Below are 25,406 nucleotides of genomic sequence, written 5' to 3'. Positions count from 1 at the left end.
GGTGACGTGCATGCGCGACGGCTCGGCCCGGTCGCCGGAAGCCGCTGCGCGGCTGCTCGACCGCCTGGGGCTCCGCACTGTGCAGGCGCGAGTGACCGTGCTGGTCGTGGTTCCGCTGATCCTGGTCGCCGCGGCGGCGGTTCCGTTCGTGCTCACTCAGGTCACCGCCGCGTCGACGGCCGCGACCGCCTCGGACGCCGCGGCCCGGGCGCAGCGGGTGGGCGGCCTGGTGGGCCAGTTGCAGCGGGAAAGCCTGCTCGCGGCCGCTTTCGTCGCCGACCTGTCGGCCACCAATTCAGCGCTCGTCCGGCAGCAGCAGTCAGTGGACAGCGCCGCGCACGGGGTCGCAGATGGCCTGCTCAGTCCAGGCGGCTCACTGGCGAAACTGCGGCAGAACGCACTCAATCGGCAGATTTCCGTAGCCGATATCGCCTCTGGCTACGATTCCCTGTCCACGGGAGTGATCGACGCACTGGGACTGGCCACTTCGGACAGTGCGGACGCCCGAGCGCTCGACGCCTTGCTGCGCGCGGACGAGCAGCGAGCCGCCCGGGCGACCGCGCTGGTCGCTTCCGTCGGAGTTGATCGCGCAGGTCAGCGCGCCGCTGTCTACGGAGAACAGTTCGCCCGGCTGGCCGGGACTCAGGACGCGGCGCAGCTCGCCGCCGTCGAGAGCGGGACGACGGCTCAGCAGCTCGACCGGCTCGCGGCGGCCCCACGGCAAGACCGGCAGTTCGTGTCCGATGTGGTCACCGCCGGTACTCAGCTCGCCGATCAGCGCGACGCGGCGGAAACCCGGCTCGCCGGAGCGATCGCGAATGCCGCCTCCGCGAAAGCGTCCAGCGCGACCCGGACGGCGTTCCTCGTCGGCGGCGCCGCAATTGTCCTTTTCGGACTGGTTGCCGCGTTGTCCGTACTGGCCGCGCGATCCATCGCCCGGCCGCTGCGCCGGCTGAGCAGCCAAGCTCGTTCGACCGCCGACCTGGCCGCCCCCGAACTGGTTCAGATCGCCGAACCGGGATCGGATTCGCCGCAACCGTCGCTGCCCGCTCTCGAGGCCGGGACCGGTGGCGAGCTGGCCGAGCTGGCCGACGCGTTCAACCGGCTCCGCGGCGCCGCGGTGGATGCGGTGACCGAACAGGCGAACGCGCGCCGTGCCGGGGTCCAGTTGCTGGTCGGAGCGGCCAAGCGCACGCAGAACCTGGTCGCCGGCCAGCGCACGATGGTCGAGGAATTGACTCGCGGCACCGACGATCCGGTGTTGCTCGCCGGCTTGCACCGCGTGGAGCACGCCGCCCTCCGGCTGCGCCGCACCGCGGACGATCTGCTTGTGGTGACGGGAAATCGCGACGAAAGCCGGGTCGGCGGCCCGATCGAACTGGCCACCGCGTTGCGCTCGGCCGCCGTGGAAATCGACGACGAATCCCGGATCCGGATCGGCGAACCGGCGGACGCACTGCTCGCGCCCTCGCTGGGGATCGACCTGGTGCTGTTGTTCGCCGAACTGCTGGAAAACGCCGCCGCGTTCTCGCCGCCGGAATCGCCGGTGGAGATTTCGACGGAGTTCGAGCCGTCCGGCGATCTGCTGGTGCGCATCGCCGATCACGGCGTCGGGCTGTCCGCGGACCGGCTCGCGCAGGAGAACCACCGGCTCGCCGAACCAGTCGACGCGGCGTCCGGACAGCAGCTCGGCCTGGCCGTGGTCGGGCGGCTCGCGCAACGGCATTCGCTGCGCGTCGAACTGGAGTCCACTCCGGACGGTGGGGTGACCGCGAAGGTTTCGGTGCCGAAGGCGTTGTTCACCCGAGACGTCGATTTCCGGCGCGGGCCAGGGCTTTTCGAACCGGGACAGGTGCCCGACCCGCGGCCGGTGCTGCTGCCCGCGCCCGCGATCGCCGCGCTGTCCACGCCGACTCCGGCCGGCTTCAGCTGGTTCACCGACCCGCCGGAACCCGACGCTGCCGAGCCGAAGCCGGACGAGGCCCCGAAGTGGCCGGAAGCGGAGCCGGAATTCGCCTCGCTCACCGGAACGCTGGAGCTTCCCGAGGAACCTGAAGAGTCCACAAAGGACACCCCGGACACCTCGGACGTCGCGGATCCGTCGCCGACGCACCAGTTCACCGTCGTGCCACCGGAATCCCGCGACGGCGTCTTCCGCCGCGTTCCCGGCGCTCAGCTGGCCCCCGGGCTCAAAATCCCGCAGATCGTCCGGACCCCGTTGCCGCGCCGCGGACTGCGCGATCCGGCCGCCGAGCGGGCCACCTTCGACTCGTTCTCCGACGGCGTCGCCAAAGCTCAGCAAGTCACCGCCCAGCAGGCCGATCAAGGAGGATCATGACCGTTCCCGCCGCCGCGCAGAACTTCAACTGGCTGGTCAACCGCTTCGCGCTGCACACCGCCGGCGCGATCGCCGCGCTCGCGGTGTCCGCGGACGGGCTGCTGATCGCCGCGTCCCAGGACCTCGACCGCGCGGACGCCGACCGGCTCGCGGCGACCTGCTCGGCGATGCTCGCGCTGGCCCAGAGCGTGTCCGAAAGCCATCCGCTCGGCGATCCGGACAAGGTCGTGGTCGAACTCGAGCGCGGCTACCTGGTGGTCTGCACCATCAGCATCGGCTGCTCGCTCGGCGTCCTGGCCAACAAACAGGCCAGCCTCGGCACGATCGCCTACGAGATGGCGATGTTCGCCAACCGCGCGTCCGAAGTCCTCACCCCCGCGCTGGTCGAGGAGTTGAAGAACACCGCGTTCGCCTGACCCGTGAAGATCCTCGTGCTTGGCCCGGCCGGAGCCGGGAAAACGACGGCGGTGCACGCCGTTTCGGAGATCGCGCCGGTGCGCACCGACGCCGGCGACACGACCGCGGCGCTCGACTTCGGCAGGCTCGGCGAGGGCGAGCGGCGGCGGTACCTGTTCGGCGCGCCGGGACAGGCCCGGTTCTGGTTCCGCTGGCCCGACCTCGTGCGGGGCGCGGACGCGGCGCTCGTCGTGGTCGACCCGCGGCGGATCGCGGACGCGTACCCGGTGCTCGACGCGGTCGAAGGCATGCGGCTGCCGTTCGTGGTCGGCGTGAACTGCTTCGACGGCCTGCTCACGCGTCCGCTGCACGACGTGCGCTGGGCGCTGACCGTGCGCGACGGCGTCCCGGTGCACCCGTTCGACGCCCGCGACCCGGGGTCCGTGCGGGAGGTGCTCGACCTGGTCGAAGCGAGGGCGGCCGAGGGGGCGGAGGCCCGGCAACCGAGTCCGCTATAGTCGTCTGCGGGGACCCCCCGTGGCGTCCACCCTGTGAACTTCCCCAGGGCCGGAAGGCAGCAAGGATAAGCGGGCTCTGGCGGGTACGGGGGGAACCCGCTTTTTTATGCCTAGGACAGGTCTAGAACAGGCCGAGGACGTCGTCCGGTGGCGTCGGCGAGGGCAGTGATTCCGCGTCGAAGACCGGGGCCGCCTTCCCGCGCAGCTGCCGCAGTTCAGCGCCGTGCACCACCCGCGCCGGATACGGCGAAGACGCCGCGCGCCGGGTCAGCTCCGCGGTCGGCAGGTCGGACCGCGAGGCGGCCAGCACGAGGTTCCCGAACCGGCGGCCGCGCAGCACACTGGGCTCGGCCAGCAGGACGACGTGCGGAAACACCTCCGCCAACGTCGCGAGGAACCGGCGGGCGAACGGCAGACCAGGGCCGTCGGAGATGTTCGCCAGCATCGTCGCGCCCGGGCGCAGCACGCGGGCTGCGTCCGTGACGAACTCGACGGTCGCCAAGCCGCCGGCCAGGGTCGCGCGCTCGAAGGCGTCGATCACGATCAAGTCCGCCGTCGCGTCGTGCCTGCTGCGCACGCCCGCTCTGCCGTCCTCGATCCGTACCCGCAGCTTCGGGACGCTGCGCAGGTCGAGCTGTTCGCGGACCAGAGTGATCAGCGGCTCGTCGGCGTCGAAGACCAGCTGCCGCGAACCCGGTCGCGTCGCGGCGACGTAGCGCGGCAGGGAACAGCCCGCGCCGCCGACGTGCAGCGCGTCGAGCGGGCCGGGCGGGAGGAAGTCGACCAGGTCGCCGAGCCGGCGCACGTAGTCGAACTCCAGGTTCGTCGGGTCGTCGAGATCGACGTAGGACTGCGCCACCCCGTCGACCGAAAGCAGCCACGCGTTGGGCCGATCGGCGTCGCGCAGCAGCTCGGCGGTCCCGAACCGCACCGGGTAACTGCCCGGTCGCGGCCCGCTCGGCGCACGGCCGCGACCGGAACGGGAGGGGCTCACCGTGCTCACTGTAGTCTCGGGCACGTGGCTCTCGCGCTGTACCGGAAGTACCGTCCGGCGACCTTCGCCGAGGTCGTCGGCCAGGAGCATGTGACCGAACCGCTGCGCACGGCGCTGGCCGCCGGGCGCATCAACCACGCGTACCTGTTCTCCGGGCCGCGCGGCTGCGGCAAGACGTCGAGCGCGCGGATCATGGCGCGCTCGCTCAACTGCGCCCAAGGCCCGACCCCGGATCCGTGCGGCGAATGCAACTCGTGCCGCGCGCTCGCGCCGGAAGGCCCGGGCAGCGTCGACGTCACCGAACTCGACGCGGCCAGCCACGGCGGCGTGGACGACGCCCGCGAACTGCGGGACAAGGCGTTCTACGCGCCCGCCGAATCGCGCTACCGCGTGTTCATCATCGACGAGGCGCACATGGTCACGACGCAGGGCTTCAACGCCCTGCTGAAGATCGTCGAGGAACCGCCCGAGCACCTGATCTTCATCTTCGCCACCACCGAGCCGGACAAGGTGCTCACCACCATCCGCTCGCGCACGCACCACTATCCGTTCCGGCTGATCCCGCCGAGTTCGATGCGGGAGCTGCTGGAGCGCAACGTGGCGGCCGAGGGCGCGACGGTCGAACCGGCGGTGTACCCGCTGGTGATCCGCGCCGGAGGCGGTTCGGCTCGCGATACCCAGTCGGTGCTGGACCAGCTGCTCGCCGGGGCCGGTCCGGAGGGCGTCACGTATCCGCGGGCGGTGGCGCTGCTGGGCGTCACGGACACCGCGCTGATCGACGCGGTGATCGACGGGCTCGCGAACGACGACCCGGCCGAAGTGTTCGGCACCGTCGAGAAACTCGCCGACGCCGGACACGACCCGCGCCGCTTCGCCACCGACCTGCTCGACCGGCTGCGCGACCTGCTGCTGATGCGCGCGGTCCCGGAAGCGGGCGAACGCGGCCTGGTCAACGCGCCGGACGACGAGCTGAAGCGGATGACCGAACAGGCCGAGAAGCTCGGCCCGGCCACGCTGTCCCGCTACGCCGACATCGTCCACAGTGGACTCCTGGAGATGCGCGGCGCGACCTCGCCGCGGCTCGTGCTCGAACTGCTCTGCGCGCGGATGCTGCTGCCGTCGGTCACCGAGGCGGAGAAAGCCTTGCTGGCGCGGATCGAACGGCTCGAGCGACGTCCGGCAGGCGCGCCCGCTCCGGCTGGCGCCGCCCCGGCTCCGCAGGCTGGACCCGCTCCGGTCGCTGCTCCGGCCGCGTCCGCTGCTCCGGCGGAGGCTCCGGCTCGGTTCCAGCGGCCTTCGCAGCGTCCGGCGCAGGAAGCTCCGGCGGCACCGGCTCGTCCGGCGCAGGAAGCTCCCGCCGCACCGGCCCGTCCGGCGGCGGAGGAACCCGCGCGTCCGGCTCGCCCGGAGGTCAGCCGTCCGGCTCCTGCTGAACCGCCTGCCCCCGCTCCTGCCCCGGAAGCGCCCGCGGCTGCGGAAGCCCCGGCCGCGGGCGGCGTCGACGCGGCCAAGGTGCGCGAGAAATGGCCGCAACTGCTGGCGTCGCTGCGGAAGTTCACCGGCGGTCGCGCGCTCGAAGCCATGCTCACGCAGGCGACGGTCGCCGAGGTCGACGGCTCGGCGGTCACGCTGACGCACAAGTCCGAACCGCTCGCCCGGCGCCTCAGCGACCAGGGCAACGCGAGCAAGATCGCGGCCGGGCTGAGCGAGGTGCTCGGCGGCGAATGGCAGGTCCGCTGCGTGCACGGCGCGGCCGCGGCCGCCGCTCCGGCACGGCAGGCCCCCCGGCAGCAACCGGCGGCTCCGGCTCCGGAACGGTCGTTCACACGCCCGTCCGCGTCCGCGCAGCCCCCGGCGGCCGCCCCGCCCGCTCCGAAGCCCGCGCCGGAAGCGCCGAGCCGCCCGCGCGTCACCACGAGCGAACCGGACATCCCGCTCCCGCCCGAGCCCACGGACGAGGACGACGACATCTACTCCGAGGACTCCAGCCCGGTCCCGCCGCCTCCGCCGCCGCCCGCGGAGGAGGATCCGGAGCAGATCGCGCGGAAGCTGCTCTCGGACCACCTCGGCGCGCGTCCGCTGGACTGACCGCCTCGTGAGTGTTTGTGCCGGTTCTAACCGGCACAAACACTCACGACGTTCAGCGGATGGCGCGTCCGCTGGACTAGCGGATCAGCCGAACCTGCAGCGGATGTGACGTCGGCGGCGTCTGCACGGTCACCGTCCGAGTGGCCGCGTCCCAAGTCCAACTCCCGCTGCGCCGACCGTCCACGTACACCGCGGACGGCGCGGCGGCATTGGTGAACCGGACCGTCCACGCGCGCTGCGAAGGACCGATCGCGAGCGTCGCCGCGTGGGGATTTTCGTTGTAGCGCAAGGAAGTCGTGGCCGCCCCTTCGTAGAGACTGAACGCGCCGTCGTGCCCGGAAGCCACCGTGACGGTCGCGGCGGCAAGCGGATCGTGCGCGTCCCCGGCGACGTTTCCGCTGCGGGTCACCATGATTCCGCCCGAACGCACGAACACCGGCATCGTGTCCCAGCCCGTGGTGATCTGCGCGGTGGTGCAGCCGCGGTAGGTCTTGCCGGTCAAGTAGTCCGTCCAGTCGTTGCCCGGCGGGAACCAGACACTCGTGGTCGCCGTGGTGCCCGGGCTGGTCGCCGGAGCCACGAGAACGTCCGGACCGTACAGGTATTCGCCGCCGGACTGGGCGTATGCCTCCTGCTGGTCCGGATACTGCAGGTACAGCGGCCGCACGATCGGCATTCCGGTCGCGGTGGCCTGCTGCGCGAGCGTGTACGTGTACGGCACGAGATTCTCGCGCAGGTTAAGGAATTTCGTCGCTGACGCATCCGCGGCCGCACCGTACTGCCACGGCAACCGGTCGCTGTGGTTGGAGTGCAATCGGTCGATCGGCTGGAACGTGCCGAGCTGCACCCAGCGCGCGTACAGGTCGTCCGGCAGTTTCGTGCTGCCCGGTTCCGTTCCCGGCTGCTGCAATCCGCCGGTGTGGCCGCCGATGTCGTGGCTCACCGACGCCAGGCCGGTCGCCGCGGATTCGCCGGGCGTGTAACCGACCTCGAAGGCCAGCGTGGCCCAGTCGGAAATGGTGTCTCCGGTGAAGTGCAGCGTGGTGCGCTTGTCCGCCCACGGCCCGGTCGGCACGGCGGTCGGCGAGCTGTATCCACCGGCTTGCAGCGAACCGTACGCGCGGGAGAACGCGAAGCCGCCGTGCTCGGCGTACTGCTGGTTGATCCACGCGTCCGGAGTGACCCCGGCGAGGCTGGATTTCGAGGCGTCGCAACACCAATCGAGCCACCAGACGTCGTTGCCCTGCTGTTCCATCGTCCGGTGCAGGTCGAAGTAGGCCCGCAGCTGGTCGGGATCGCCGAAATCGAAGACGTAGCAGTCTTTTCCGCAACTGGGCTGCAGTTTGCCCTTCGCGGTCGCCTGCGCCGCCGGGAACTGCGGGTCGTCGCCGCGGATGCTCGGGTGAATGTTCAGCGACGTGTGCAGGCCCTGGTCGTGCGCCCACTGGAAGAACGCCTTCGGGTCGGGGAAGCGGGTCGGGTCGATTTCCCAGCCGTTCCACCGGTCCGGAGATTTGAAGTCGGTGTCGACGACGAGCATGTCGAGCGGCACGTGCTGCTCGCGGAATTTCGGCAGGATCGTTTGCTCGAAGTCGGCGGCGGTGCGGTCGTAGTACTCGGAGTACCAGACGCCGTAAGCCCAGCGGGGCAACAGCAGCGACGGTCCGGTCAGCTGGGCCAGTTCTCGCAGCGCTTGGCCGTAGTTCTGGCCGTACGCGAAGACGTAACCGTCCTGATAGGACTCGCTGCTGGGGCGTTGGGTGACGACCTTGGTGCGCGGGTCGTACAGCGCGGAGGCGGTGTCGTCGAGCAGGGACCAGCCGTCCTGGTAAAGGATTCCGGGCGCGGAGACCGCGCTTCCGTCGACCCCGTCGAGGCCGCGTCGGTAACCACCGAGCGGTGCGTGCGGGGCGAGCAGAACCGAATGCGCGGCGGTGACGGCGACGGTGTCGAGGTTGACGTGGCAGTTCGAGTCCGGGCAGGACAGGGTGACGGTGTTGCTGCCCGCCTTGAGGTTCACCGGGATTGCCTTGGTGCGCCACGAATTCCAGCTGCTGGTCGACGGCAGGCTCAGGTTGGTCGAGGCGCCGCCGGCTTGCAGCGTCAACGACGTCGGCTGGGTTTGGCCGGAAACGGCGGTCGCGTCGGCGTAGCGAAGCTGCAGGTCGTAGGCACCGTCGGCGGGGACGCCGGTGATTGTCAGCGCGTCCGACGCACCGGGTCGCTCCATGCCTGCGAGGAAGGCCTTGCCGGAGTGCCCGTCGTGGTCACTGGCCGGATGCGCGCCGCCGGACAGCGCGCCTTGCTCAGCCTCGCAGAGGACACCGAACGCGCACGGTGTCGGCGCGGGCGGCACGGGTTGCGGGTACTCGGCACCGGTGTTGACCAGGGCGAGGCTGTCGATGTTGACGTTGCCCGAGTCGGCGGTGCCGCGCTTCACGGTCACCTGGTGCTGTCCCGCGGACAGGGTGAGCGGGACGGTCGCGACGGCCCAGGTGTCCCAGTCGGTGGTGGTCGGCAGCGTGATGGTGTGGGCGTCCGTGCCGTCTACGAGGACGCTGAGCGTGCGGGTCGTGTGCTGTCCGTCGCCGCCGGTTCCGTTGGCGTAGCGCAGGTCCAGCTGGTGCGCACCGGGAGCGGTGGCGCGGAAGGACAGGCTGTCGCCGGGATTGGTGAAGCCCGCCGCGAACCCGTCGCCGGTGTAGCCGCGGTGGTCGCTGGCCACGCCTGGCCCGTTGAGCTGCAGTTGCTCAGCCTCGCAGAGGGTGCCAAACGCGCAGCTCGGCGTGAGCTTGCCCGCCCACGGCCGGGCGGTGACGTCCTGGCCGCCGGTACGCAGCTGGACGGTGAGGTTGTCGTCGGAGAACGCTCCCGAATCGAGCTTGTAGCGCAGCTGGACGGCACTGGTCCGGATGGTCAGCCAGCCGTCGCGTTTGGTTGCGGTGTATGGGGTTTGCGGAAAACCGCCGCGACCGACCGCGTTGAACGTGCCGGCGTCGACGAACTTGGCGTCGCCCGCGTATTCGGTGCGGATGAGCGTCGGCGACAGCACTTCGAACCGTGCTGATCCGGCGGTCACCGCTTGGGGTGCGGCCTCGGCGACTCCCGTCGACACGAGAGTGCCCGCCATGGCTGTCACGGCCAGCAGCCGCACCAGTCGTCCTCGGAGTGATGTTGCCACCGGTGCCTCCTCGAGAAGTCCCCAGCGACGGTAAGTCGGGACCGATCAAGAAAGAAGACGGTGTCCGGTGTTCTGTCCGCTCAGTAGCCCTTTCGGCTCTCTGGGTCAGGAACCGGCCAGGTACGCCTCGATCGCCTTCGCGATGGCCTGCGCGTAGTGCGCCCGGCCCGCCGCCGACGACATCTGGCTCGCCTCGTCGGCGTTGCGCATGTTGCCGCATTCGACGAGCACGGACGGCCGGCTCGACAGGTTGAGCCCGGCCAGATCATTCCTCGGCGACAGGCCCGCCGAGCCGAGGTAAGTGGAGGTGGGGAAGCCGTCGTCGCGGATTCCGTCGCGCATGACGCGGGCGAGCTTCAGCGACGGTTCGCCCTGCGCCGCGTTCAACGGCGGCGCCGAGTAGGCGACGTGGAAGCCGTGCGCGGTCGGCGAAGTGGAGCCGTCGGCGTGGATCGAGACCACGGCGTCGGCGTTCGCGTCGTTGCCGATCTTCGCGCGCTCGTCAACGCACGGACCGACGCCGGAGTCGTTCTGCCGCGTGTAGACGACCTTGATTCCCTTGGCCGCCAACGCGTTCCCGACCTCCTGCGCGACCGCGAAGGTGAACGCGTGCTCCGGGTACCCCGCGTTGGTCGACGTGCCGGTGGTGTTGCACGGCTTCGTCTGCCCGCGCCCGGCGGGCACCTGGCGGTTGATCTCGCCGGGATGCGAGGCGTTGCCGCCGTTGTGCCCGGGATCGAGCACCACGACCTTGCCCGAGCCGATCGGCGGCGCCGCGGACGTCGAGGGCGGGCGCGAAGACGAGGAAGACGGCGGCGGGCTGGAGGAGGACGGGCTCGGAGCCGGGGACGCCGGGGTCGCCGACGTCGGCGCGGCGGCAGGTGAGGCAGGCGTCTCGCCGCCGCCGGAACACGCTGTGAGCAGCACCAGGCCGGTCAGCAGCGGGAGTGTCTTCGCTCGCACGCGACCACGGTGCCACAGCGCAGGCGTGCCGCCAGGGCGGACGCGCCGGGTGCGCGGCTAGGCTGGGGAGGAACACCCAAACGCGGAAGGACCGAGTGCGATCATGGTGCAACCCGGCGGCGGCGGCTTCGACCTGTCGCAGATCATGCAGCAGGCCCAGCAGATGCAGCAGAAGCTGGTGGAGGCCCAGGAGGAACTCGCCAGCACCGAGGTCACCGGCACCGCGGGCGGCGGGCTGGTCACCGCGACGGTGTCCGGCGACAGCCAGCTGAAGAGCCTCGTCATCGACCCGAAGGTGGTCGACCCGGACGACGTCGAAACCCTGGCCGACCTGGTGGTCGCCGCGGTGCGCGACGCGTCGGCGAGCGCGCAGAAGCTCACCGAGCAGAAACTGGGCCCGCTGGCGGGCGGCCTCGGCGGCGGCATGCCGGACCTCGGCAGCCTCGGCTTCGGCGGCTGACACTTGTACGAGGGTGTCGTCCAGGACCTGATCGACGAACTGGGCCGGTTGCCCGGCGTCGGTCCGAAGAGTGCCCAGCGCATCGCGTTCCACCTGCTGGCCGCCGACCCCGCGGACATCGCGCGGCTGCAGGACGTGCTGGGCAAGGTCAAGGAAGGCGTGCAGTTCTGCGAGATCTGCGGCAACGTCTCGGAACAGGAAACGTGCCGGATCTGCCGGGACGAACGGCGCGACCTCACGGTGATCTGCGTGGTCGAGGAGCCGAAGGACGTCCTGGCGGTCGAGCGGACCCGCGAGTTCAAGGGCCGCTACCACGTCCTGGGCGGCGCACTCGACCCGCTCTCCGGCATCGGCCCCGAGCAGCTGCGGATGCGGCAGCTGCTGCAGCGCATCGGCGAGGCGGACGTCAAGGAGATCATCATCGCGACCGACCCGAACACCGAGGGCGAGGCGACGGCCACGTACCTGGTGCGGATGCTGCGCGATTTCCCCGGGCTGTCGGTGACGCGACTGGCGTCGGGGTTGCCGATGGGCGGGGATTTGGAGTTCGCGGACGAGCTGACTCTGGGACGCGCGTTGTCCGGTCGCCGCGCGCTGTAATTTGGCGCCGACTTCGTCGGCGCGGCGGGATCGCCTTCAAGTCGGCGTCTGACGGAGATGCGCACCCGGCCCGGGGGGCCGTGCACGCAGCTCCGTCAGACGCCGACGCGATCCCGCGTTCGGGTCGGTTTCTCTGTGGCAGCCCCGAGTTTGGTGACTTCCAGCATTTCCGCACCGACGGCCGCGCCAAGGCTGGCCCCGATCCGCTCTCCGCGCTGGAAGCCGCCAGGACCGAGTTCTTCGCGAAGATGTCCGAGCTGACCGGAAAGGGCTACGCGCCGGAGCTCCGGATGCTCTCCGGTCAGCAATAACCCAGCTGTGCCAGCGAATCCACCACGATGTCCGACGGGTGGTACTTGTCCATCCAGGACTCCCCGCGCCGGTTCTGGTACGTGTCCAGGAATTCCTGCAACCGGTCGCCGCGCATTTCGGTCAGGATGACGTTCTCGCCGATGCCCACGTGCCGTTCGGTGCGGGCGCGGTGGACCGCGCACGGCAGGCCCAGGTAACCGCATTCCTCCTGCAGCCCGCCGGAGTCCGTGACGACGTACTCCGCTCGCGCGACCAGCGGCAGGAACTTCAGGTACCGCATTTTCGGCTGCGCGATGAACTTGTCGTCGAAGAGATTGTCCAAGCCCAGCGCCCGGATCTTCTCCCGCTCCGGCGCGCCGGCCATGTACAGGATCGGCATCTCGCGGCTCTGCGCGCGCAGGATTTCCAAGACCTCGCGGTATTTGTCCGCGCGCGACACCAGCTCGAACCGGTGCAGCGTCGCCAGGCCGAATTTCTCCGGCAGTCCCGGCACGTCGAGCGGCTGGCCGATGACCTGGCGCATCGAGTCGATCGCCGTGTTCGCCTCGGTGTTCACCACGACGCCGCGCGCGTTGCGCAGGTTGTGCACCTCGCGCTCGCTCGGCGAGAAGTGGATGTCCACCAGTTTCCCGGCGATTTTGCGGTTCATTTCCTCCGGCAGCGGCGACAGAATGCTGCCGGACCGCGTCCCGGCCTCGATGTGGCCGACGCGCGCCTTCAGGATCTTCTTGCCGAGCAACGCCCCGTACGGCGTCGTGAACGTGTCGCCGTGCACCAGGACCAGGGGCGGGCGGCCGTCGGCGGTCAGCCGGGCGCGGAGTTCGGCGCGGCGGCTCCACGCGGTGCGCATCACCTGCGCGGCCCAGCCGGGGACCTGCGCGGGCGATTCGAGGTTGTGCGCCCGTTCCCGCGGCACGAACCACAGCGCGGGTTCCGGCAGCTTCAAATCCGCGAGCACGTCCGCGACCTCGTCCACGTGCTGTGCGGTGAACCAGATCTCCGGTTTCGCGCCGCGTTCGGCGATGCGGTGGAACACCGGCGCGATTTTGATCAGTTCCGCGGTGGTGCCGACAACGAACGAAATCACCGTGGATTACCCAATCTCCGGGCCGGCCACAGCCGGGTGAACAGCAGGTCAACGGCGCGGGCGCGGATGCTGCGCACTCCGTCCCGCCCGGTACAGGGTAGCCTCGCCGGGGTGAGTGCGAATCCGCCCCTCCCGTCGCTCAGCGTCGTGATTCCGGTCTACAACGAACAAGACTGGATCGACCGCAGCGTCGGCGCGTTGATCGCCTCGGCGGAGGCGGCGCGGTGGCCGGTGGAAATCCTTGTCGTGGACGACGGGAGCACCGACGGCACGCCCGCGCGGCTCGCCCGGCTGCGCGACCAGTACGGCATCACCGTGCTGAGCCAGGCCAACAGCGGCCGGTTCGAGGCCCGCCGGGCCGGCCTGGCGAAGGCGTCCGGCGAATGGCTGCTGCTGCTCGACAGCCGCGTCCTCGTGGACGCCGGCAGCCTCGGTTTCCTGCGCGACCAGCTGACCGGCCACCCCGAGCGGACAGCCTGGAACGGCCACATCAACGTCGCGTCCGAGCACAATCCTTACGCCGGTTTCATGGCCGGCCTGGTCGCATTCTCGTGGCGGAAGTACTTCGCGGATCCGAAGCTGACGTCGTTCGGCATCGAGGAATTCGATCTCTACCCGAAGGGCACCGGATTTTTCTGCGCCCGCCGCGATCTGCTCGAGGGCTCCGTCACCGCTTTCGAATCGCTGTTCGACGACGTCCGGCTCGCCAGCGACGACACCCGGATGCTGCGCTGGATCGCCGAACGCGCGCGCATTCACCTTGCCCCGCAGCTCGCCGGGACCTACCACGGCCGCGATTCGCTCAAGAAGTTCTGGGCGCAGTCCTTCTTCCGCGGTACCACCTACGTGGATTCCTACCTCGGTTCGCCCGGTCCGGCGCGCACCGCGCTGTTCGGCGCGCTCGCGGTCGGCGCGGTCGGAGCCGGGCTCGCGGTGAAGAAGCCGAAAACGACGGCCGCGCTCGGGATCGCCGGGTCGGCGGCAGCCGCCGCGGCGGTCAAGAAGTGCGGAGCCAGCACGGCCGAGGCGCGGGCGGTCGGCACCTTGCTGCCGGTGTTCGCGGCCGGGTTCGGCTCGGGCGTGTTCCGCGGGTTGTTCCTCGCCTTGCGCGCCCGGCTGCGGCGCCGATGAGCGTGGCGGACACCGGCGAGGCGGCCAACGGGGTCGTCCGGGACACCCATCGCACCGCGGGCAAGCTCGGCGGTTCGCTGATCGTGGCGATCCTCCTCGGCTACGTCCTCACCGTCGCCTGCGCGCGGCTGCTTCCCCCGGACCAGTACGCCACCTTCCTCACGTTCTGGGGCCTCCTGATGGGCCTCGGCAGCGCGCTGTCCCCGCTGGAGCAGGAGCTGTCCCGGCAGTCCGCGACGGCCGCGCTGACCGGCGGGGTCGCCGGTCGCGGAGCGCTGCGCGCGGTGGCCGTCTCCGCGGCGGCCGCGGCGGCGTTCGGGCTGGCGCTGCTCATCCCGCCGGTCAACGACCGGCTCTTCCACGGCAGCGGCGAACTCGCGCTGGTGGTCGTGGCCGGCGGCGTCGCGTTCGCCTGCCAGTTCGGCGTCCGCGGCCTGCTGATCGGCCAGCACCAGGTCAAGCACTTCGCCGGGCTGATCGTCGCCGAACCCGCGGTCCGCGCGCTGGTGCTGGGGCTGCTGGTGCTCGCCACCGCCTACCGGCTGGTGCCGCTGGCCCTGGCGGTCGCGGCGGGCTCGTTCGCCTGGCTGCTGTTCATCCGCCAGGCGTGGCGGTTGCTGGACGTCCGCGCGGACGGCGACGGCTGGGGGGTCACCAGCCGCCGGATGCTCATGCTGCTGCTCGGCGCGGCTCTCACCGCGACGGTCATCACCGGCTACCCCGCGCTGGTCGGCCTGCTCGCCCCCGGCGGCGACCGGGACCGGCTCGGCGCGGTGTTCGCCGCGCTGGTCATCGCCCGGCTGCCGCTGACGCTGGTCGCGCCGGTGCAGTCGCTCGCGGTGCCGTTCGTGGTGCGGCTCTCCGCCACCGCGGACGGCCGGAGCCGGTTGCGCCGCGTGCTGCTGCTGGGCACCTTCGCCGCGCTCGCGCTGGCCGCGCTCGGCGCGCTGGTCGGCATGCTGATCGGCCCGTGGGCGGTGCAGTTCGTCAACGGCCCCAAGTACCAGGTGGACGGCTGGGCGGTCGCCGGGCTCGTGTGGTCCTCGGTGCTGCTGGTGCCGATGCAGTTGCTCACCGCCGTGCTGGTGGCGCGCGCCCAGGCCAACCGGGTGTTGATCACCTGGGCAGTGGTCGCGGTCACGGCTTCGGCGTTGCTGCTCGCCGTTCCGGGCGACACCGTGCTGCGAGCCGTCGTTTCGCTCGCCGTCGCGCCGATGGCCGGGCTCGCGGTCGTGCTGGTATTCGTGCTCGCGAATTCGTCCGCGCAAGCAACCTCAGACACGGGTGAAGCGTGTTCTTAGCGTCGCAGTAGTGTGAGTTCCGAGCGGCCGTTCCCGGTGCGCGTCGGATGGCGAAAGCCGATCAGGGTTGGATTCGAATTCGATGAACGTTCTTCTGGTGCTGCTTGCATTCTGGGTGCCTGGGCTCGTCTTCGGAGCGGCCATCCGGTTGCGCGGGTGGACGCTCGCCGCCGCGGCTCCGCTGCTGACGTTCGGGGTCATCGCCCTCGGCGTCCCGGTGCTGGGCGGCCTGGGCATCCGCTGGACGCTGCTGAACGTCGCGCTGTGGACGCTGGTGCTCGTCGTCGTCGGCTTCGGGCTGGCGTTCGCGGTGCGGTGGCTGCGCGCCCGCAGGCATCCGGACTGGACCGGCGAGGACCTGGAGAAGCTGCCGCTGCGCGACCACCTCGTGATGGCGGCCGGGGTCGTCGTCGCGCTGGGCGTGGGCGCGGTCACTTTCTTGCGCGGCACCAACGGGATCTACACCGTCCAGCAGGGCTGGGACGCGCCGTTCCACGGCAACCTGGTCCGCTGGATCGCCGAACACGGCGACGCCCGGCCGTCCACTGTGGGCACTATCGCCAACCTGCCCAACCAGACCAACTACTTCTACCCGGACACGTATCACGCGTTGCTCGCGCTGGTTTTCGGCAAGGGCGGGCTGACCATGATGCCCACGCTGAACCTCGCCGCGCTGGCGGTGGTTTTCACCGTGCCGTTCGGGATCGCCGCGCTGTGCCGGGTCTGGGGAATGCCCGCGCTCGGCGCCGCCGCGGCGGCCGCGGTGAGCACGTGGTTCAGCGCCTTCCCGTACGACTCGCTGTGGCGCGGCCCGTTGTGGCCGTATGTCGCGGGCGTCGCATTGGTTCCGGCGATGCTCGCGCTCGGCCGTTATTTGCTGAAGCCGAACGGCATTGCCGGCCCGGTCGCGATCGGGGTCGGCGTGGCGGGATTGTGCGGTCTGCACACCAGCGTCGTGTTCGTCGTCGTGGTGTATTTCCTGTTTATTCTCGTCGCCGTTCTCTGTCGTTTCGAGAAGATCGAATGGCGGCGCAGCCTGCCGTCGCTGATCGCGACCGGCGGGCTGGCGATCGCGCTCGGCGTGCCGCTGGTGCTGCCCTCGCTGTACAACGCCGGCGGGGTGACGAGCGCGTACTGGGCGCCGGAGACCACGCTCGCCGGCGGCTTCGGCCAGACGATCACGTTCTCCCCGATGTCGGACTTCCCGCAGTGGTGGATCGGCGTGCCCGCGTTCGTCGGGCTCATCCTGCTGGTGCGGCACCGGCGGATGCTGTGGTTGGTCGCCGCGTACGTCCTGTTCGGCGGCCTCTTCATGCTGACGGTGTCCATCAACTCGCCGCTCATGCAGACGCTGACCAGCCTCTTCTACAACGACCACTGGCGGATCGCCGCGTTGCTGCCGCTGGCGGGCGCGGTCGCGTTCGGAGAGTTCGCGCACACCGCGGCCGCCTGGTTCGTGCGGAAGGCGCAGCCGCGGGTCAAGCTCGCGCCGGCCACGCTCGGCGTCGTCGCGGTCGTCCTGCTGGGGCTCGTGTGCGGCGGCCTGAGCAAGGGCGGCTACGTCGGCCGCAACGCCGTCCGGCTGGCCACGAACTACCACGACGGGCCGACGGTGTCCAAGGCCGAGGAGGCCGCTTTCGCCTGGCTCGGCCAGCACACCGTGCCGGGCGAGCGGGTGATGAACAACCGGTCCGACGGTTCGGCGTGGATGTACGCGCTGGCCGGAGTGCAGCCGGTCGAGTGGACCTTCTACGGCGCCGACGCGAACACCAAGGCCGGCTACCTGAGCGCGTGGGTCAACGACATCGACAAGTATCCGCAGGTCCGCGCGGACCTCACCGACCTGCGGGTGCGCTATCTCATCCAAGGCAAGGGGAAGGCCACGGAGACCGCGATCGAGTCCGTCGGCGTGACCCGGGTCCGGCCCGGCCCGCAGTTCCGCGTGGTGTTCCACAACGAGGGCGCGACGATCTACGAGATCGCCGGACAGTCCGGCGTGAGCGGCCCTACCACGGCGAACGGTCAGTAAGCGGTTATGGTGACTGCTGTGTCCAGCACATCCGTGAGCACTCGACGCGTGCTCATCGTGATGCCTGCGCTCAATGAGCAAGACAGCATTTCTTCGGTGCTCGACCAGGTCAAGCAGTCGCTGCCGAGTGCGGACGTGCTGGTGGTCGACGACGGTTCGACCGACCGCACGGCCGAACTCGCCCGCGACTCCGGGGTCCGGGTCGCCCGGCTGTCGGTGAATCTGGGCGTGGGCGGCGCGATGCGCACCGGTTTCCGCTACGCCGCCGCGCGCGGCTACGACGCCGTCGTCCAGGTCGACGCCGACGGCCAGCACGACCCGGACGAGGTCGGCGCGCTGCTGCAGCTGCTCGACGAGGGCGCCGACATCGCGATCGGCTCCCGGTTCGCCGGCAAGGGCTCCTACCGCGCGGTCGGGCCCCGCAAGTACGCGATGGTCGTGCTGTCGCTGGTCTTCAGCAGGCTGTCGGGCAGCAAGCTCACCGACGTCACCTCCGGGTTCAAGGCGATGGGCCCGCGCGCGATCCGCCTGTTCGCCGGCTACTACCCGGCCGAGTACCTCGGGGACACGATCGAGGCGCTGGTCATGGCGATCCGGGCGAAGCTGTCGATCCGGGAGACCCCGGTGGTCATGCGCGAACGGGCGGGCGGCAAGCCGAGCCATTCGCCGGTGAAGTCCGCGGTGTACCTGGGCCGGGCGGGCCTCGCGCTGCTGCTGGCGCTGGTGCGCCGTCGTCCGTCCGTTGACTCGTCCGACGCGGCGTAGGGAGGCTCCATGGCAGGCTGGCAGGTACTGAGCGTCGTCATCGCGGTTCTGGTGCTGCTCGTCGTCGTCGAGATGATGCGGCGGCGCAAGCTGCGCGAGAAGTACGCCGGCATCTGGCTCGTGGTGGCCATCGGCGTCGTGGTGCTCGCCGTGGTCCCGCCGGTCGCGGAGTTCCTGGCGCACCTCACCGGGGTCGCGACGCCGTCGAACTTCGTCTTCTTCCTGTCCGGCGTCGTCCTCGCCCTGGTGTCGCTGCAGCTTTCGACCGAGGTCGGGCACCTGGAGGAAGAGGTGCGGACCGCGGTCGAGGAAACCGCGTTGCTGCGCTGCGAACTCGAGGACACCCAGCGCGCTCTCGAAGCGCGCATCGCCGAACTGGAGAAGCGCACGGCCGCGCCGGACAGCGTGGACGGCCTGCCCGAAGCGAGCCCGGCACGCGTTCGCTGATCTCCGCGCTCCTCGCCGCTCCGCCCCGGCTCGGCGGCGTCCGGGTGCTTGCCATCGACGGTCCTTCCGGGGCCGGGAAGTCCACTCTCGCCGCCGAAACGGTCGGCGTGCTCGGGTCGCGCGCCGCGCTGGTCAGCACGGACGCCTTCGCGACTTGGGACGATCCCGTCGCGTGGTGGCCCCAGCTGGAAGACGGCGTGCTGAAACCGCTGGCAGCGGGCCGGTCTGGCACGTATCGCCGGGTGGACTGGACCTCCGGCAGCCCGCGTCCCGGCGAGCTGGTGCGCGTCGAGGTTCCCGAGGTGCTGGTACTGGAAGGCGTGTCGAGCGGACGCCGGGCGCTGCGGTCCCGGTTGTCGTGGCTGTGCTGGATCGAGGGCGGCAGCGAATCCGAACGGTTGTCCAGGGCGGTCGCCCGCGACGGCGAGGCCGCGCGCGACGAACTGCGCCGGTGGCAGCTGTTCGAACGCGGCTGGTTCGCGGTCGACGGCACCCGCGAGGCCGCGGACCAGCTGGTCTGAACAACCGGAGACCAGCTCGCCTCGGTTTGCGACCGGGGAAAACGGCTATTGCGCGGAATGCGCGAGCGCTGGAAACTCGAGTGCATTCGGGCTCTTCGGAGTGCCTTCCCGGGCAACTCGGAACGGCCCGCGCGGGGATTCCGGAACATCCACGGCACCCGGAACGGACAACCCGACCGGTTAGGCCGTTCGGGTGAGCAAACCACCACTCAACGTACCAAACCGGCGTATTTCGCTACGCAGCGCGCACATTTGCCGACACGTTGCGGTCAATTTGGGGTTTACGTAGCGCGATCGTAACCTCACGTGCTTAAGCGGAGGCCGAGTTCCCGCTAGTGTCACCGAACACACCGATCGCACTGGTCTTCCCGAACCGACCGCCGACGGTGAATTCGAGACACCGAACATTTCCAAGGGGTGCCAGATGCAGCAATTGCGGCTGACCCGAACACGCCGGGCAGCTCTGATCGGGCTCGCGGGCGCGCTCGCGGTCTCGCTGTCCGCGTGTGCGGAATCGAAGCGCGACGAGGCCGGAGGCGGTGGGTCCGGGGGCACCATGGTCTTCGGCAACACCGGCAACCCGAAGATGTTCGACCCGATCTTCAACGACGAGGGCGAGACGTTCCGGATCACCCGGCAGATGCTGGACACGCTGATCCAGAACAAGCCGGGCACCGCCGACCTGGCCCCGTCGCTCGCCACGAAGTGGACGCCGAGCAACGACGGCAAGACCTGGACCTTCGACCTCAAGCAGGGCGTGAAGTTCAGTGACGGCACGGCGTTCGACGCCAAGGCCGTCTGCTTCAACTTCGATCGCTGGTACAACATGAAGGGCGCCACCGCCCAGAGCCAGATGATCTACTACGGCGACGTCTTCGAGGGCTTCGCGCACAACGAGGGCACCACCAAGGGCGAGCCGGTCTACAAGAGCTGCGAAGCCAAGGACGACCACACCGCGGTCTTGAACCTGAACCGCGCGAAGGGCGCCTTCCCGGCCGCGTTCACGCTGCCGTCGTTCGCCATCCAGAGCCCCACCGCGCTGCAGAAGTACAACGCGGACAAGATCACCGGCTCCGGCACGTCGATCACGTATCCGGAGTACGGCTACAAGCACCCGACCGGCACCGGCCCGTTCAAGTTCGACAGCTGGGACCAGGGCAACGGCCAGATCACCTTGGTGCGCAACGAAACCAGCACGATGCCGCAGCCGGCCAAGCTGGACAAGCTCGTGTTCAAGGTGATCCCGGACGAGAACGCCCGCAAGCAGGCGCTCAAGGCCGGCGACATCAACGGCTACGACTTCCCGGCCCCCGCGGACTACGGGCTGCTGCGCAACGACGGCGAGCAGGTGCTGATCCGCCCGTCGTTCAACGTGCTCTACCTGGGCATCAACCAGAAGAACAACCCGCTGCTGAAGAACGACAACGTCCGCAAGGCGCTGGCGTACGGCATCAACCGCGAGCAGTTCGTCCGCTCGAAGCTGGCCGAGGGTTCCGAGGTCGCGACCGAGTTCGTGCCGAAGGCGATCAACGGCTACACCGACGACGTCGCCAAGTACCCGTACGACCCGGCCAAGGCCAAGCAGCTGCTGAAGGACGCCGGCGCCGAGGGCATGACGCTGAAGTTCTACTACCCGACCGAGGTCACCCGGCCGTACATGCCGAACCCGGCCGACACCTACACCGCGATTTCCGAGGACCTGAAGGCCATCGGCATCAACGTGCAGCCGGTCGCCGAATCGTGGAACGGCGGGTACAAGGACGACGTGCAGCAGGCGGGCAAGCAGGACATCCACCTGCTCGGCTGGACCGGTGACTACAACGACGCGGGCAACTTCGTCGGCACCTTCTTCGGCCGCCCGAAGCCGGAATTCGGCTTCGACAACCCGGATCTGTTCAAGGCGCTCGCCGACGCGGACGCCGCGCCGGCAGGCGACGCGCACACCAAGGCGTACCAGGAAGCCAACAAGAAGATCATGGACTACCTGCCCGCCATCCCGATCGCCTACCCGACGCCGGCGATCGTGGTCGGCCCGAAGATCAAGGGCGTGGTGGCCAGCCCGCTCACCGACGAACGCTTCGACAACGTCACGATCGGCTGACGTGCTCCACTGAGCAGCCAGGCCAAGGGCAGGTGCTACCGCGCCTGCCCTTGGCCTCGTTCCCGGGCTGTACACAAAGGACTACTCGTGCTCCGTTTTCTCGTGCGTCGGCTGCTACAAGCGATCCCGACGCTCCTCATCCTGTCCATCCTGGTGTTCGCCTGGTTGCGCTCCCTGCCCGGCGGGCCCGCGTCCGCCCTGCTCGGGGACAAAGCGACCCCGGAGAAACTGGCGAACCTGAATCACGTGCTCGGCCTCGACCAGCCGATTTTCGTGCAGTACTTCAAATTCCTCGGCCGGGCGGTCACCGGCGATTTCGGTTATTCGCTCGTGTCGTCGCGCCCGGTGATGTCGGAGATCGGCACGTTCCTTCCGGCGACCATTGAACTGGGCATCACGGCGATGATCATCGCGGTGGTGTTCGGCATTTCGTTCGGCTATCTCGCCGCTCGCTTCCGCGGCCAGATCGTCGACAACGTCATCATCGTGCTGACGCTGGTCGGCGTCGCGGTGCCGATCTTCTTCCTCGGCTACATGATGCAGGACCTGCTTTCCACGCCGCTCGGCTTGCCGTCGCAGGGCAGGCAGGCCCCCGGCATCAACGCCACCGCCGTCACGCATTTCGCCATTCTCGACGGAATGATGACCGGCGAATGGGACGCGGTGTGGGACGCGATCAAGCACCTCGTTCTTCCCGCGCTCGCGCTCGCCACCATTCCGCTCGCGGTGATCACCCGGATCACCCGCGCGTCGGTGCTCGACGTGTTCAACGAAGACTTCATCCGCACCGCGAACTCGAAGGGCCTCACCCAGCCCGTGGTCCGCCAGCGGCACGTGCTGCGCAACGCGCTCCTGCCGGTGATCACCACGATCGGCCTGCAGACCGGCGCGCTGCTCGGCGGCGCCGTGCTGACCGAGCGAGTGTTCAACTTCCGCGGCCTCGGCTTCCTTCTCGCCGAAGGGATCGACAAGCGGGACTACCCGCGGCTGCAGGCACTGCTGCTTCTCGGCGCACTGGTCTACGTGCTCGTGAACATGCTCGTGGATATTTCCTACGGGCTCATCGACCCGAGGGTGCGTGTGCGGTGAACACTCTGCTGAACAAGAAGAAAGAGCCGATCGACAAGCTCGCCGCGTCGTCGGCGGGCGGGCGGAGCCTCGGCGCCGAGGCGCTGCGCCGGATGCTGCGCAGCCCGGTGGCGATCGTCGGCGGCGTGATCACCCTGCTGTTCCTGCTGCTGGCGATTTTCGCGCCGCTGCTCGCGCCGAAGGACCCGCAGGTCCGGTACCTGCAGGACAAGGTCATCCTCGGCCGGGGCATCATCCCGGGCGCCCAGCCCGGTTTCCCGCTCGGCGTCGACGATTTCGGCCGCGACTTCCTGTCCCGGCTGCTCATCGGCGCACAGCAGACGCTGCTGGTCGGCGTGCTCGCCACGGTGATCGGCGTGCTGATCGGCGCGCTCATCGGCGGCCTCGCCGGCGCGTTCGGCGGCTGGGTCGACACCGTCCTCATGCGACTGGTCGACGTGCTGCTGGCGTTTCCCTCGCTGCTGCTGGCGATTTCGATCGCGGCGCTGTTCGCGAAGCCGAGCCAGTGGACGGTGATCATCGCGGTGTCGATCATCGGCGTGCCGATTTTCGCCCGGCTGCTGCGCGGTTCGATGCTCGCCCAGCGCGAGGCGGACCACGTGCTGGCCGCGACGTCGCTCGGCGTGAAGCGGACGACGATCGTGTTCCGGCACATGCTGCCGAACTCGCTCGGCCCGGTGATCGTGCAGGCGACGCTGACCCTGGCGACCGCGATCCTGGAGGCCGCGGCGCTGTCGTTCCTCGGTCTCGGCGACCCGGACCCGACCCGCGCGGAATGGGGATTGATGCTGGGCAACGCTTCCCAGCACTTCCTCGACATCCGGCCCGAGCTGGCGTACTACCCGGCGATCGCGATCATCATCGTGGCGCTCGGGTTCACGCTGCTCGGCGAGTCCCTCCGCGAAGCCCTCGACCCGAAGAACCGGCGGTGACCCCGTGGCACTTCTCGAAGTCCGCGACCTGAAGGTCGTGTTCCAGCGCCGCGGGGAACGTCCGTTCACCGCGGTCGACGGCGTGAGTTTCGACGTCGAACCCGGCCAGACGGTCGGTCTGGTCGGCGAGTCCGGCTGCGGCAAGTCGGTGACCTCGCTCGCGATCATGCGGCTGCTCGCCAAGCGCGGCAACACCGTCAGCGGTTCGGTGCGCTTCGAGGGCACCGACCTGCTGACCCTGTCCGACCGCGAAATGCGCGACCGGCGCGGCCGCGATCTCGGCATGGTGTTCCAGGACCCGCTGTCCTCGCTGAACCCGGTCATCCCGATCGGGCTGCAGATCACCGAGGTGCTGGAGCGCCACCGCGACATGCCGCGCAAGAAGGCGCGGGTCGAAGCGGCGGAACTGCTCGACAAGGTCGGCATCCCCGACCCGACGCGGCGGCTTTCCGAGTACCCGCACCAGCTTTCCGGCGGCATGCGCCAGCGCGCGCTGATCGCGATCGCGCTGGCCTGCCGTCCCCGGCTGCTCATCGCGGACGAGCCGACCACCGCGCTCGACGTGACGATCCAGGCGCAGATCCTCGCGCTGCTGCGGGAACTGGTGCAGGACACCGGGACCGCGCTGGTGATGATCACGCACGACCTCGGCGTCGTCGCCGGGCTCTGCGACGAGGTCAACGTGCTGTACGGCGGCCGGATCGTCGAGCGTCAGGAACGGCATTCGCTGTTCGCGCAGCCGCGCCATCCGTACACGCACGGCCTGCTGGCCTCGATCCCGCGGCTCGACGAGGGCCGCGGCGAGAAGCTGGTGCCGATCCGCGGTTCGGTGGCCGACAACATCCCGTGGGACGGCGGCTGCGCGTTCGCGCCGCGCTGCCCCAACGCGATCCAGGCGTGCCTGGAGCATTCGCCGGAGCTGGTTCCAGACCGGAACGGCTTGCTGCGCTGCCACAACCCGGTGCAACCCGCCGTGGCGGCAGGAGGAGGAACCCGATGACCGACGACGTGCTGCTCGAGGTCACCGACCTCAAGGTGCACTTCCCGATCAAACGCGGCATCGTCGTGGACCGCACGGTGGGCCACGTGTTCGCGGTGGACGGCGTCGACCTGGCGATCCGCCGCGGCGAAACCTACGGCCTGGTCGGCGAATCCGGCTGCGGCAAGTCGACGCTCGGCCGCGCGATCCTGCGGCTCAACGAGCCGACCGGCGGCAAGGTCGTGTTCGACGGCACCGACGTCGCCCAGCTCAAGGGCGAGCAGCTGCGCAAGGCGCGGCGGCGGATGCAGATGGTGTTCCAGGACCCGATGTCGAGCCTGGACCCGCGCCAGTCGGTCGAGTCGATCCTCGTCGAGGGCATGCGCGCGCACGGGCTCGACAAGGACAAGGAATCGACCGCCGCCAGGTTGCGCGAGCTGCTGAGCGCGGTCGGTCTCCCGGAGACTTCGCTGCGGAAGTACCCGCACGAGTTCTCCGGCGGCCAGCGCCAGCGCATCGGCATCGCGCGGGCGCTGTCGGTGGAACCGGACCTGATCGTCGCCGACGAACCGGTGTCCGCGCTGGACGTTTCGGTGCAGGCGCAGGTGGTGAACCTGCTGGAGGACCTGCAGGACGAGCTCGGTCTCACCTACGTGGTGATCGCGCACGACCTCGCGGTGGTCCGGCACATCTCCGACCGGATCGGCGTGATGTACCTCGGCGCGCTGGTCGAGGAGACGACGTCGGAGGAGCTGTACCAGAATCCGCTGCACCCGTACACGCGAGCGCTGCTGTCGGCGATCCCGGTGCCGGACCCGGTGGTGGAGGACAGCCGCGAGCAGATCCTGCTCGCCGGAGACCTCCCGTCGCCGGCCAATCCGCCGTCGGGCTGCCGCTTCCACACGCGGTGCCCGTGGAAACAGGAAAGCCTGTGCACCACGGACCGCCCGCAGCTGCGCGAACTCGGCGCCGGACACCGGGTGGCCTGCCACTACGCGGAAGACATCCGCGACGGGCGGATCCAGCCGCACAAGGTCGAGGTGGAACTGGTCGATGCCGGGGCGCTGAACCCCGATCTTGGACCGCCGGACGTCGGTTCGGCTGCCGAGATCCTCTGAGGCATCCGTGAAGGGCTCCTTCCGGGAATCTGATTCCCGGAAGGAGCCCTTCACGG

General features: G+C 69.8%; 22 protein-coding genes and 1 other RNA gene. 19 read left to right on the top strand and 4 right to left on the bottom strand.

The features are described 5' to 3' along the window. Positions 1-10: 10 nt before the first annotated feature. The 4 genes from SSMG_RS36675 to ffs all read left to right on the top strand — a co-directional run bounded on the left by SSMG_RS36675 (position 11) and on the right by ffs (position 3,357). Entirely contained in the window at positions 11-2,338 is a 2,328-nt protein-coding gene (locus SSMG_RS36675; protein WP_037716071.1) for an ATP-binding protein, read from the top strand. Next, positions 2,335-2,754 carry a roadblock/LC7 domain-containing protein gene (locus SSMG_RS36670; protein WP_009084595.1) on the top strand — a complete coding sequence of 140 codons (420 nt, stop codon included), beginning with the start codon at positions 2,335-2,337 and terminating at the stop codon, positions 2,752-2,754. Before SSMG_RS36675 ends, SSMG_RS36670 begins: the two co-directional genes overlap by 4 nt. Positions 2,755-2,757: 3 nt before the next feature. After that, positions 2,758-3,252: an ATP/GTP-binding protein gene (locus tag SSMG_RS36665; protein WP_009084593.1), complete on the top strand. Its 495-nt coding sequence runs from the start codon at positions 2,758-2,760 to the stop codon at positions 3,250-3,252. 5 nt (positions 3,253-3,257) lie between these two features. After that, positions 3,258-3,357: signal recognition particle sRNA small type (gene ffs / locus SSMG_RS43050), an RNA gene on the top strand. A gap of 16 nt (positions 3,358-3,373) precedes the next feature. Here ffs and SSMG_RS36660 read toward each other — a convergent pair. Further along, complete coding sequence (locus tag SSMG_RS36660) at positions 3,374-4,246, bottom strand: spermidine synthase (RefSeq protein WP_009084591.1); 873 nt, start codon at positions 4,244-4,246, stop codon at positions 3,374-3,376. 24 nt (positions 4,247-4,270) lie between these two features. On the opposite strand from SSMG_RS36660, the gene SSMG_RS36655 reads away from it, so the two are divergent. Continuing rightward, positions 4,271-6,334 carry a DNA polymerase III subunit gamma and tau gene (locus SSMG_RS36655; protein WP_009084589.1) on the top strand — a complete coding sequence of 688 codons (2,064 nt, stop codon included), beginning with the start codon at positions 4,271-4,273 and terminating at the stop codon, positions 6,332-6,334. A gap of 76 nt (positions 6,335-6,410) precedes the next feature. Here SSMG_RS36655 and SSMG_RS36650 read toward each other — a convergent pair whose 3' ends face one another. Both SSMG_RS36650 and SSMG_RS36645 read right to left on the bottom strand, forming a co-directional pair. Beyond that, entirely contained in the window at positions 6,411-9,515 is a 3,105-nt protein-coding gene (locus SSMG_RS36650) for a TIM-barrel domain-containing protein (protein ID WP_009084587.1), read from the bottom strand. A 105-nt stretch (positions 9,516-9,620) separates the two neighbouring features. Further along, positions 9,621-10,478, bottom strand: coding sequence for an N-acetylmuramoyl-L-alanine amidase (locus SSMG_RS36645; protein WP_234392782.1), 858 nt, complete (start codon positions 10,476-10,478; stop codon positions 9,621-9,623). A gap of 106 nt (positions 10,479-10,584) precedes the next feature. On the opposite strand from SSMG_RS36645, the gene SSMG_RS36640 reads away from it, so the two are divergent. The 3 genes from SSMG_RS36640 to SSMG_RS36630 all read left to right on the top strand — a co-directional run bounded on the left by SSMG_RS36640 (position 10,585) and on the right by SSMG_RS36630 (position 11,849). Then, positions 10,585-10,938, top strand: a complete 354-nt coding sequence (locus tag SSMG_RS36640; protein ID WP_199786419.1) for a YbaB/EbfC family nucleoid-associated protein — start codon at positions 10,585-10,587, stop codon at positions 10,936-10,938. Positions 10,939-10,941: 3 nt separating this feature from the next. After that, a complete protein-coding gene (gene recR, locus SSMG_RS36635) occupies positions 10,942-11,538 on the top strand; it encodes a recombination mediator RecR (RefSeq protein ID WP_009084581.1) in 597 nt (198 codons plus the stop codon). Between the two features lie 80 nt (positions 11,539-11,618). After that, positions 11,619-11,849 carry a hypothetical protein gene (locus tag SSMG_RS36630; RefSeq protein WP_009084579.1) on the top strand — a complete coding sequence of 77 codons (231 nt, stop codon included), beginning with the start codon at positions 11,619-11,621 and terminating at the stop codon, positions 11,847-11,849. Here SSMG_RS36630 and SSMG_RS36625 read toward each other — a convergent pair. Continuing rightward, on the bottom strand, positions 11,840-12,937 hold the full coding sequence (locus SSMG_RS36625; RefSeq protein ID WP_009084578.1) for a UDP-N-acetylglucosamine 2-epimerase: 1,098 nt from the start codon (positions 12,935-12,937) through the stop codon (positions 11,840-11,842). The genes SSMG_RS36630 and SSMG_RS36625 overlap by 10 nt on opposite strands. Positions 12,938-13,048: 111 nt before the next feature. Between SSMG_RS36625 and SSMG_RS36620 the strand changes: the two genes are divergently transcribed. From SSMG_RS36620 to SSMG_RS36570, 11 genes are all read left to right on the top strand, one after another. Beyond that, entirely contained in the window at positions 13,049-14,068 is a 1,020-nt protein-coding gene (locus tag SSMG_RS36620; protein ID WP_037716066.1) for a glycosyltransferase family 2 protein, read from the top strand. Then, positions 14,065-15,369: a hypothetical protein gene (locus tag SSMG_RS36615; protein WP_037716064.1), complete on the top strand. Its 1,305-nt coding sequence runs from the start codon at positions 14,065-14,067 to the stop codon at positions 15,367-15,369. Before SSMG_RS36620 ends, SSMG_RS36615 begins: the two co-directional genes overlap by 4 nt. Before the next feature lie 97 nt (positions 15,370-15,466). Next, positions 15,467-17,398, top strand: a complete 1,932-nt coding sequence (locus tag SSMG_RS36610) for a DUF6541 family protein (protein ID WP_199786087.1) — start codon at positions 15,467-15,469, stop codon at positions 17,396-17,398. A gap of 18 nt (positions 17,399-17,416) precedes the next feature. Continuing rightward, a complete protein-coding gene (locus tag SSMG_RS36605) occupies positions 17,417-18,163 on the top strand; it encodes a glycosyltransferase family 2 protein (protein ID WP_286157001.1) in 747 nt (248 codons plus the stop codon). Between the two features lie 9 nt (positions 18,164-18,172). Further along, positions 18,173-18,610: a DUF2304 domain-containing protein gene (locus tag SSMG_RS36600; protein WP_009084570.1), complete on the top strand. Its 438-nt coding sequence runs from the start codon at positions 18,173-18,175 to the stop codon at positions 18,608-18,610. Positions 18,611-18,654: 44 nt separating this feature from the next. Then, complete coding sequence (locus tag SSMG_RS36595) at positions 18,655-19,131, top strand: uridine kinase (protein WP_037716060.1); 477 nt, start codon at positions 18,655-18,657, stop codon at positions 19,129-19,131. Between the two features lie 424 nt (positions 19,132-19,555). After that, the gene (locus SSMG_RS36590; protein ID WP_050788365.1) at positions 19,556-21,232 is read left to right on the top strand and encodes an ABC transporter substrate-binding protein; all 1,677 of its coding nucleotides are present in this window, start codon (positions 19,556-19,558) and stop codon (positions 21,230-21,232) included. Positions 21,233-21,319: 87 nt separating this feature from the next. After that, complete coding sequence (locus tag SSMG_RS36585; RefSeq protein WP_009084563.1) at positions 21,320-22,321, top strand: ABC transporter permease; 1,002 nt, start codon at positions 21,320-21,322, stop codon at positions 22,319-22,321. Continuing rightward, positions 22,318-23,253, top strand: a complete 936-nt coding sequence (locus tag SSMG_RS36580) for an ABC transporter permease (RefSeq protein WP_009084562.1) — start codon at positions 22,318-22,320, stop codon at positions 23,251-23,253. Before SSMG_RS36585 ends, SSMG_RS36580 begins: the two co-directional genes overlap by 4 nt. Positions 23,254-23,257: 4 nt before the next feature. Next, entirely contained in the window at positions 23,258-24,253 is a 996-nt protein-coding gene (locus SSMG_RS36575; RefSeq protein ID WP_009084560.1) for an ABC transporter ATP-binding protein, read from the top strand. Continuing rightward, positions 24,250-25,350, top strand: coding sequence for an ABC transporter ATP-binding protein (locus SSMG_RS36570; protein WP_009084558.1), 1,101 nt, complete (start codon positions 24,250-24,252; stop codon positions 25,348-25,350). Before SSMG_RS36575 ends, SSMG_RS36570 begins: the two co-directional genes overlap by 4 nt. Positions 25,351-25,406: the final 56 nt, after the last annotated feature.

The sequence above is a fragment of the Streptomyces sp. AA4 genome, from assembly GCF_000158875.1.
In the GTDB taxonomy this organism is placed as follows: domain Bacteria; phylum Actinomycetota; class Actinomycetes; order Mycobacteriales; family Pseudonocardiaceae; genus Amycolatopsis.
This window is presented reverse-complemented; position numbering and strand designations above follow the sequence as displayed.